This window comes from Terriglobales bacterium, from assembly GCA_035457425.1.
In the GTDB taxonomy this organism is placed as follows: Bacteria; Acidobacteriota; Terriglobia; order Terriglobales; family Acidobacteriaceae; genus JACPNR01.
The window spans coordinates 1-7,546 of the sequence record DATIBR010000124.1 but is presented as its reverse complement, the minus strand read 5'-3'; the positions used below and the strand labels follow the sequence as shown (position 1 = coordinate 7,546).

Genomic DNA, 7,546 nt, shown 5'->3' with positions numbered 1-7,546 from the left:
TCCCACCACATCAGCCCGTGGCCGGTGAACGGGCCCATGGTGCTGGTGGAGGTGAGGTCGGCGACGAGCGAGTTGCCGTTGGGGCCGCGCTTGATGGTCTCGCGACCCTTGCCGGTGCCGCCCTGGTCCATGCCGGGCATGCCGGGCATGGCTTCGAACTTCTCGTCGAGCGACCACGAGCCGGCGAACGTCTTCTCCAGGCGCGCCATCTCGGGGACCTGTGGGACGTTCATGGGATTGGGGGCCGCTTGCTGCTGCTGCTGGGACTTCGCCGCCGGTTTGGCTTTGTCCTGTGCCAGGCCGAACGCGGCGACGGCGATCAGCGTGGTGATGAGGAGACGCATTCGCATAATCTTCGCCCTCCTGAGGGAAGAGAATAGTACACGGCGGCGGGGGTCCCTGCAAGTCCCGCGCCCGCGACGGCCTCTATAATCGTGGGTCCGACCATGGCCACCGCCTCCGCCAAAGACGCGCGCGCGCGCATCGAGAAGCTGCGCGAGCAGATCCGCCGGCACGAGCACCTCTATTACGTGCTCGACCAGCCGGAGATCAGCGACGCCGAGTTCGACCGGCAGATGCAGGAGCTGAAGCGGCTGGAGGCGGAGAACCCGGCGCTCGTCACGCCGGATTCGCCGTCGCAGCGCGTGGGCGGGAAGCCGCGCGAGGGGTTCGTGAAGGTGGAGCACTCGCGTCCGATGCTCTCGCTCGACAACGCCTACAACGAGGAAGAGCTGCGCGCCTGGGAGCGGCGCGTGCACGAGCTGAGCGGCCGCAAGGACGTGGAGTACGTCTGCGAACTGAAGCTCGACGGGATGTCGCTGGCGTTGACGTACAAGGGCGGCGCGCTCGATCGCGGCGTGACGCGCGGCGACGGCTACGTGGGGGAAGACGTCACGACGAACGTGCGGACGATCCGCTCGGTGCCGCTATCGGTCGCGAAAGATGCGCTGAAGAAGGCGGGCGTGCCGGGGGATTTCGAGGTGCGTGGCGAAGTGGTGATGCCGCTGAAGGCGTTCGAGCGGATGAACGAAGAGCGCGAGCGGCAGCAGCAGGCGAAGTTCGCCAACCCGCGCAACGCGGCGGCGGGGACGATCCGGGTGCTGGAGCCGAACATCGTGGCGCAGCGGCGGTTGGACTTCTACGCCTACTTCCTGCTGCGCGACGGGCGCGCGGTGTTCGACAAGCACTCCGAGGCGCTCGCGGCGCTGACCGCCGCAGGGTTCAAGGTGAATCCCAACTGGGCGAAGGTCGCGGACATCGAGGGCGTGCTCGGCTTCCTGCGGAAGTGGGAGGCGCAGCGCGAGAAGTTGGGTTACGAGATCGACGGCGTGGTCATCAAGGTGGACCGCGTGGGGTTGCAGGAGGAACTGGGCTACACCGGGAAGGCGCCGCGCTGGGCGATCGCGTACAAATACGCGGCGCGCGCGGGCGTGACGCAGATCGAGGACGTGCTGGTGCAGGTGGGCCGGACGGGCAAGCTGACGCCGGTGGCGGCGCTGAAGCCGGTGCCGATCGGCGGGACGACGGTGTCGCGCGCGACGCTGCACAACATGGACGAGATCGAGCGGCTGGGCGTGAAGATCGGCGACTGGGTGACGGTGGAGCGCGGCGGCGACGTGATCCCGAAAGTGGTGGGAGTGCTCGACGACAAGGCGCATCCACGCGGGGCGAAGAAGTTCAAGATGCCGGAGCGCTGCCCGGTGTGCGGCGGGCACGTGGTGCGCGTGGAAGGCGAGGCCGACCATCGCTGCGTGAACGCGAATTGCCCGGCGAAGCTGCGCGAGACGCTGCTGCACTGGGCCTCGCGCGGGGTGATGAACATCGAGGGCATGGGCGATTCGCTCGTCAACCAGCTCGCCGACAAGGGTCTGGTGAAGAACGTCGCCGACATCTACGGGCTGACGAAGGAGAAGCTGCTGGCGCTCGAGCGCGTGGGGGAGAAGTCGGCGGAGAACCTGCTGAGCGAGATCGAGGCCTCGAAGAAGCTGCCGCTGGAGCGCGTGATCTACGGGCTGGGGATACGGTTCGTCGGGGAGCGCACCGCCGAGCTGCTGGCCGAGCACTTCGGCTCGCTCGACGCGCTGATGGAGGCGAAACCGGAAGAGCTGGAAGAGGTGCCGGAGGTCGGCGAGCGCGTGTCGCAGGCCATCGCGGAGTTCTTCTCCGAGAAGAAGAACCAGGAGCTGGTCGAGCGGCTGCGCAAGGCGGGGCTGACGTTCAAGGGCGTGAAGAAGCAGCGCGGGACGAAGTTGGCGGGCAAGACGTTCGTGATCACTGGCACGCTCTCGCAGCCGCGCGACCACTTCAAGCAGATGATCGAGGACGCGGGCGGGAAAGTCGCAGGGTCGGTGTCGAAGAAGACAGATTACGTGCTGGCGGGAGAAGAGGCGGGGTCGAAGCTGGACAAGGCGAAAGAGCTGGGAGTCGCTGTGATCGGGGAGAAGGAACTGGCGGGGCTGCTGAGGTAAAACGATGATCGTGCGAGTAGATGAACTGCTGGAACGAATGCGCGGGCTCCCAGACCAGGGCACCTCTGCGAAGGATGCGCTCTGGGTCAAGTTCGCGGAGGGAAAGACGAAGCGACAGGCGGAGTTCCGTACGCCTGATGGCGACACGCTGCTTCACCTCTACCTGGACGAGAACGAGCGCGTTCTCGGAGTCGAAATCTTCCCCTGAAGGTCACTCGGGATGACAGAAAGAAGAAAGCCCGCTGAATCTCAGCGGGCCTTTTCGTTGCGATGGGGCTCCCTCGCCCGCCGCGGCGGGCTCGGACTGTTTTCAAACCGCGATACTACGCGGCTTTCTTGCACTCCTCGCACTCCTCGGCCCAGGAGTTGCGGGCGGTGCGGATATTCTCCTGGAAGCTGGTGAGGCGGGAGGTCTGCGCGGCGCGGGGCATGGAAAACTTGTCGCCCACGCGCTCGGGGGTGAGGTCGCGCGTCTCGCGCACGACCGGCTTGGCGCCGGGGTCCACGGGGATCTCGCTGGCGGGCGGGGTGATGATGTTGGGCGAGCCCTCCTGGTGCATGACGGGGCTGTCGGTCCAGGCGCTCTCGTACCTGTGCTCGTAGTCCGCCCAGGCGTCGCGTTTGTCGAGCAGCTTCTCGTCGTAGGCGGGGAACTGCTCGATGCGTTCCTTGGTGAGGTCGGTGTAGAGGTCTTCTTTCTCGCCCTGGTGGTAAGGCTGGACGCGGTTGGCCGGGACGATGAACTTGTTGCTGGAGAGCCAGCCGCCGGTGTCGACGACCAGGTAGCGGATGTCGCCGGTGGCGTGATCGAAGATGACGTCGTCGATCTCGCCCAGGCGTTCGTTGTTGGGGCCGACGAGCTCGGCGCCGCGGATATCGTCTACGTTCTCGCCGAATTCGTAGTCGCGCAGCATTCCCAGATGTGCCATTTGCATTTCTCCTTCTGATCGCTCCGGTTGGTTGTGAGGGCGAACTGCCGGATTGAGAGCGCCAGTGGAGTGGGATGCCGAGCGGTGGAACGAGGCGGTCTCTGGTCTTTACATCTCGAGCGAGGCGAGAGAGCCCTATTGTGGAAATCGTGTGTTGCTGAGCGGAGCTGCTGCGGAAGGTAGGGATCCCTCGCCCGCCGCGGCGGTCTCGGGATGTAAATCAACGACGCTTTCGTTGTACCATCGCCCTCAGTGGCGACCCCGAAGAACTCACCCGACGACGTGCGCGAGCGGCTGGTCTCGGCCCAGGTGGTCGAGGACGATGCCTCGTTCGAGCTGAAGCTGCGGCCCAAGCGGCTGAACGAGTTCATCGGACAGGGAAAGGTGAAGGAGAACCTGGCGGTCGCGATCGAGGCGGCGAAGTCGCGCGGCGAGGCGCTCGACCACGTGCTGTTGTATGGCCCGCCCGGGCTGGGCAAGACGACGCTGGCGACCATCATCGCGAACGAGCTGGGCGCGGCGTTCCAGCAGACCTCGGGGCCGACGCTGCAGATCAAGGGCGACCTGACGGCGATCCTGACCAACGTCCGGGACAAGCAGGTGCTGTTCTTCGACGAGGTGCACCGGCTGCAGCCGGCGCTGGAGGAGTTGCTCTACTCGGCGCTCGAGGATTACAAGCTGGACATCATCATCGGGCAGGGCCCGGCGGCGCGCACGCACACCATCGACGTGAAGCCGTTCACGTTCATCGGGGCGACGACGCGCGCGGGGTTGCTGACGGCGCCGCTGCGCTCGCGCTTCGGCATCATGCTGCGGCTGGAGTTCTACACGCCGGAGGACCTGAAGGTCATCGTGCGGCGCTCGGCGGAGATCCTGGGAACGCAGGTGGACGAGGCGGGCGCGAGCGAGATCGCATCACGGTCGCGCGGGACGCCGCGCATCGCCAACCGGCTGCTGCGGCGCGTGCGGGACTACGCGCAGGTGCGCGCCGCGGGAAGGATCGACGCGGCCACGGCCAAGGCCGCGCTCGAGATGCTCGAGGTGGACAAGTACGGCTTCGATGAGACCGACCGGCGGCTGCTGTTGGCCATCATCGAGAAGTACCAGGGCGGTCCGGTGGGCGTGAACACGCTGGCCGCCGCGCTGGCGGAGGAACCGGAGGCGATCGAGGAGATCTACGAGCCGTTCCTCATCCAGATCGGGTTCCTGAACCGCACGCCGCGCGGGCGCGTGGCCACCAAGCTGGCGTACGAGCACTTCGGGATCCCGCTCAGCCGGAAGCAGAGCGCGCTGTTCTAGTGTCGCCGGCTAGGGCCGGCTCCCATTCCTGGCCTGCCGGGACGGCACGGCTGAACCTGTCCCCTGATACATAGCGCACTAACCTTTTCCAGCCTGGTTGGTCTAAGCACCCAGTTACTTCATCTCCTGTGAGGGGAAGTGGTCGGTAACGAGCGGAACAGAATGTGGGTAGTGGTTTGCTTGTTGCTGCTGCTTCCCCTGTTGTCTTTCGGGCAGGGGGAGAAGCCGAAGAACGGCAACGGCGCGAAGCCGACCGTGGTCGCGGCCAACACGCAGCTTCGCATCAGCCGGCTCTCGCAGGCGCCCTCGCTCAACGATTTTGCCGGCATGAAGCCGGCGACGCCGCTCGCCGCGGAGATGACGAAGGTCGACGTCTTCATCCAGCTCGACCCCAAGGAAGGCCAGCCCTCGCCGGAGCGGACCGAGGTCTACCTCGGCTACGACCAGAAGAACTTCTACGCCATCTGGCTGTGCTTCGACAAAGAGCCGAAGAAGATCCGCGCGCTGCTGGCGCGGCGCGACACTATCGGGCCGGAGCACGACGAAGTCCAGCTCTACCTCGACACCTTCAACGACCGGCGGCGCGCCTACGGCTTCATGGCGAACCCGCTGGGCGTGCAGTTCGACTACATCTGGACGGACTACAACGGCTACGACCAGTCCTACGACACGGTGTGGGATTCGAACGGCAAGCTGACGGACCAGGGGTACATGGTGCTGATGTCGGTGCCGTTCAAGAGCCTGCGCTTCTACAAGACGCCGGGCGAGCAGACCTGGGGCATCATCCTGCAGCGCATCATCCCGCACCACAACGACAACAGCTTCTACCCCGCGCTGACGCGCAAGATCCAGGGCCGGCTGACGCAGGAAGCGCACGTCAGCGGGATCCAGGGGATCGCGCCGGGACGGAACATCCAGCTCACGCCCTACGCGGTGGCGCGCAATTTCAAGTTCGTGGACCAGCGCGACCCCAGCCGGCCGTACTTCACGTCGAACAGCCTGGGCGGGGACGCCGGGCTCGACGGCAAGATGATCATCCACGATTCGCTGGTGCTCGATTTCACCGTGAACCCCGACTTCCGGCAGGTGGAATCCGACGAACCGCAGACCACGGTGAACCAGCGCTTCGAGGTGTTCTTCCCGGAGAAGCGGCCGTTCTTCCAGGAGAACGCGAACTTCTTCACCACGCCCATCAACCTGTACTTCACGCGGCGGGTCATCGATCCGCAGTTCGGGCTGCGGCTGACGGGGAAGCTGGGCGAGTGGAACCTGGGGCTGCTGTCCATCGACGACCAGGCGCCCGGGCGCATCGTGCCCGACGACGACCCGCTGCGGCGCAAGCGCGCGTATTTCAACATCGCGCGCGTCACGCGGGACATCGGGAAGCAGTCGCACATCGGGCTGATCTATGCCGACCGCGAATTCTCGGCGGACGCGGCCTCGAGCTGCGGCGCCAACCTCTGCCAGGCGGTGAGCAACCGCGTGGGCGGGGTGGATGCGCACTTCCAGGTCGGCGAGCACATCAACTTCGAAGGCCAGATCGTGGAAAGCGCCACCGATTTCGCCGACGGCACGCACCGCGCCGGTCCGACCTCGCAGGCCTACTTCCAGTACTCGACACGCAAGATCGAGTACAACGTGATGTACCAGGACACCTCAGCCGGCTTCCTGACGCAGACCGGATTCTTCCGCCGGCCCGACATCCGGCGCGAGAGCCACTTCTTCGCCTACCGCGATTACCACGAGAACAGCTGGCTCACGTGGTGGGGGCCGCAAGTCTTCCACGTCGCCGCCTGGGACCACACCGGCAACCTGCTGGAATACAACTGGGAGCCGGGCGTCTCCGTCGTCTTCGCCAAGAACATGAATCTCGGCTTCGTGCACGGCTTCACTACCGAGAAGCTGCGGCCGCAGGACTTCGGGCCGCCGGTGGCGAGCGACCTCTACTTCAACAAAGGGTACTGGTTCGGCTGGTTCGATTCCACCTACTGGAAGAAGGTGGCGATCCACGGGAACATCCAGTTGGGGAAGGCCATCAACTTCGCGCCGCCGGCGGGGCAGGCCCCGTACCTGGCGAACGAGACCAACGCCTTCCTGCTGGTCACGGTGCGCCCGTTCGGCAACCTGACCGTGGACAACACCTACATCATCGAGCGGCTGCGTGACCGCGAGAGCGAGCGGTCGATCCTGAACTTCCACGTCGCCCGCTCGAAGTGGAACTACCAGTTCACGAAAGAGCTTTCGGTGCGCACCATCTTCCAGTACACCGCGCTGCTGGGGCACCCGGCGCTCACGTCGCTCGAGAACGAGAAGCAGTTCAACGCCGACTTCCTCATCAGCTACCTCATCCACCCGGGGACGGCGATCTACGTGGGCTACAACTCCGACCTGCAAAACCTCGACCGGCTGGGCATCGACACGCACACCGGGCTGTTCCGCACGCGAAACCGCTTCCTGGAAGACGGGAGAGGGTTCTTCATCAAGGGCAGCTACCAGTTCCGGTTCTAGGAGAGAGACGCCCAGAAGGGCGTCTCTACTGAAGAGCCTGGCCTGGCCGTGCGCAGCGGCCTCGCTGCGGCGCTTCACGTGCTCGCGAAGGGCGACCAGGCGTGGCCGAAGGCGGCGGCGAGGAAGCGGTCAAGGTTGTACTTGAGCGCCACGAGCAGCGCGCCCGTCGTTCAATTTATTTTTTGCTGTTCAGAGCGGGCGGCTCACGCCGAAGACGAGCGCAAGTCTAAGTAGATGTCCCGCGAGCTGGACATCCTCCGGTAAGGACGGCGCGCGGGACGCGCCCCGGCGACGGCCACGCCGGGGATATTTTCATGGAGCGCGCATATACAATGCGTGCGC

Annotated in this window: 6 protein-coding genes; 4 read left to right on the top strand and 2 right to left on the bottom strand. The window is 65.5% G+C overall.

Going from position 1 to position 7,546, the window contains the following annotated elements:
* Positions 1 to 344, bottom strand: a 344-nt coding sequence (locus VLA96_09480; protein ID HSE49424.1) for a hypothetical protein, incomplete at its 3' end; no start/stop codon positions are given.
* A 102-nt stretch (positions 345 to 446) separates the two neighbouring features.
* Here VLA96_09480 and ligA point away from each other — a divergent pair.
* Together ligA and VLA96_09470 are read left to right on the top strand one after the other, a co-directional pair.
* Positions 447 to 2,468, top strand: coding sequence for an NAD-dependent DNA ligase LigA (gene ligA / locus VLA96_09475; protein HSE49423.1), 2,022 nt, complete (start codon positions 447 to 449; stop codon positions 2,466 to 2,468).
* Between the two features lie 4 nt (positions 2,469 to 2,472).
* A complete protein-coding gene (locus VLA96_09470) occupies positions 2,473 to 2,676 on the top strand; it encodes a hypothetical protein (protein ID HSE49422.1) in 204 nt (67 codons plus the stop codon).
* 115 nt (positions 2,677 to 2,791) lie between these two features.
* Here the strand turns inward: VLA96_09470 and VLA96_09465 are convergent, their stop codons facing one another.
* Positions 2,792 to 3,397, bottom strand: a complete 606-nt coding sequence (locus VLA96_09465) for a PRC-barrel domain-containing protein (protein HSE49421.1) — start codon at positions 3,395 to 3,397, stop codon at positions 2,792 to 2,794.
* A 252-nt stretch (positions 3,398 to 3,649) separates the two neighbouring features.
* Between VLA96_09465 and ruvB the strand changes: the two genes are divergently transcribed.
* Positions 3,650 to 4,696 carry a Holliday junction branch migration DNA helicase RuvB gene (gene ruvB, locus VLA96_09460; protein ID HSE49420.1) on the top strand — a complete coding sequence of 349 codons (1,047 nt, stop codon included), beginning with the start codon at positions 3,650 to 3,652 and terminating at the stop codon, positions 4,694 to 4,696.
* 183 nt (positions 4,697 to 4,879) lie between these two features.
* Positions 4,880 to 7,204 (top strand): DUF5916 domain-containing protein, encoded by a 2,325-nt coding sequence (locus VLA96_09455; protein HSE49419.1) that lies wholly within the window; start codon positions 4,880 to 4,882, stop codon positions 7,202 to 7,204.
* Positions 7,205 to 7,546 lie beyond the last annotated feature (342 nt).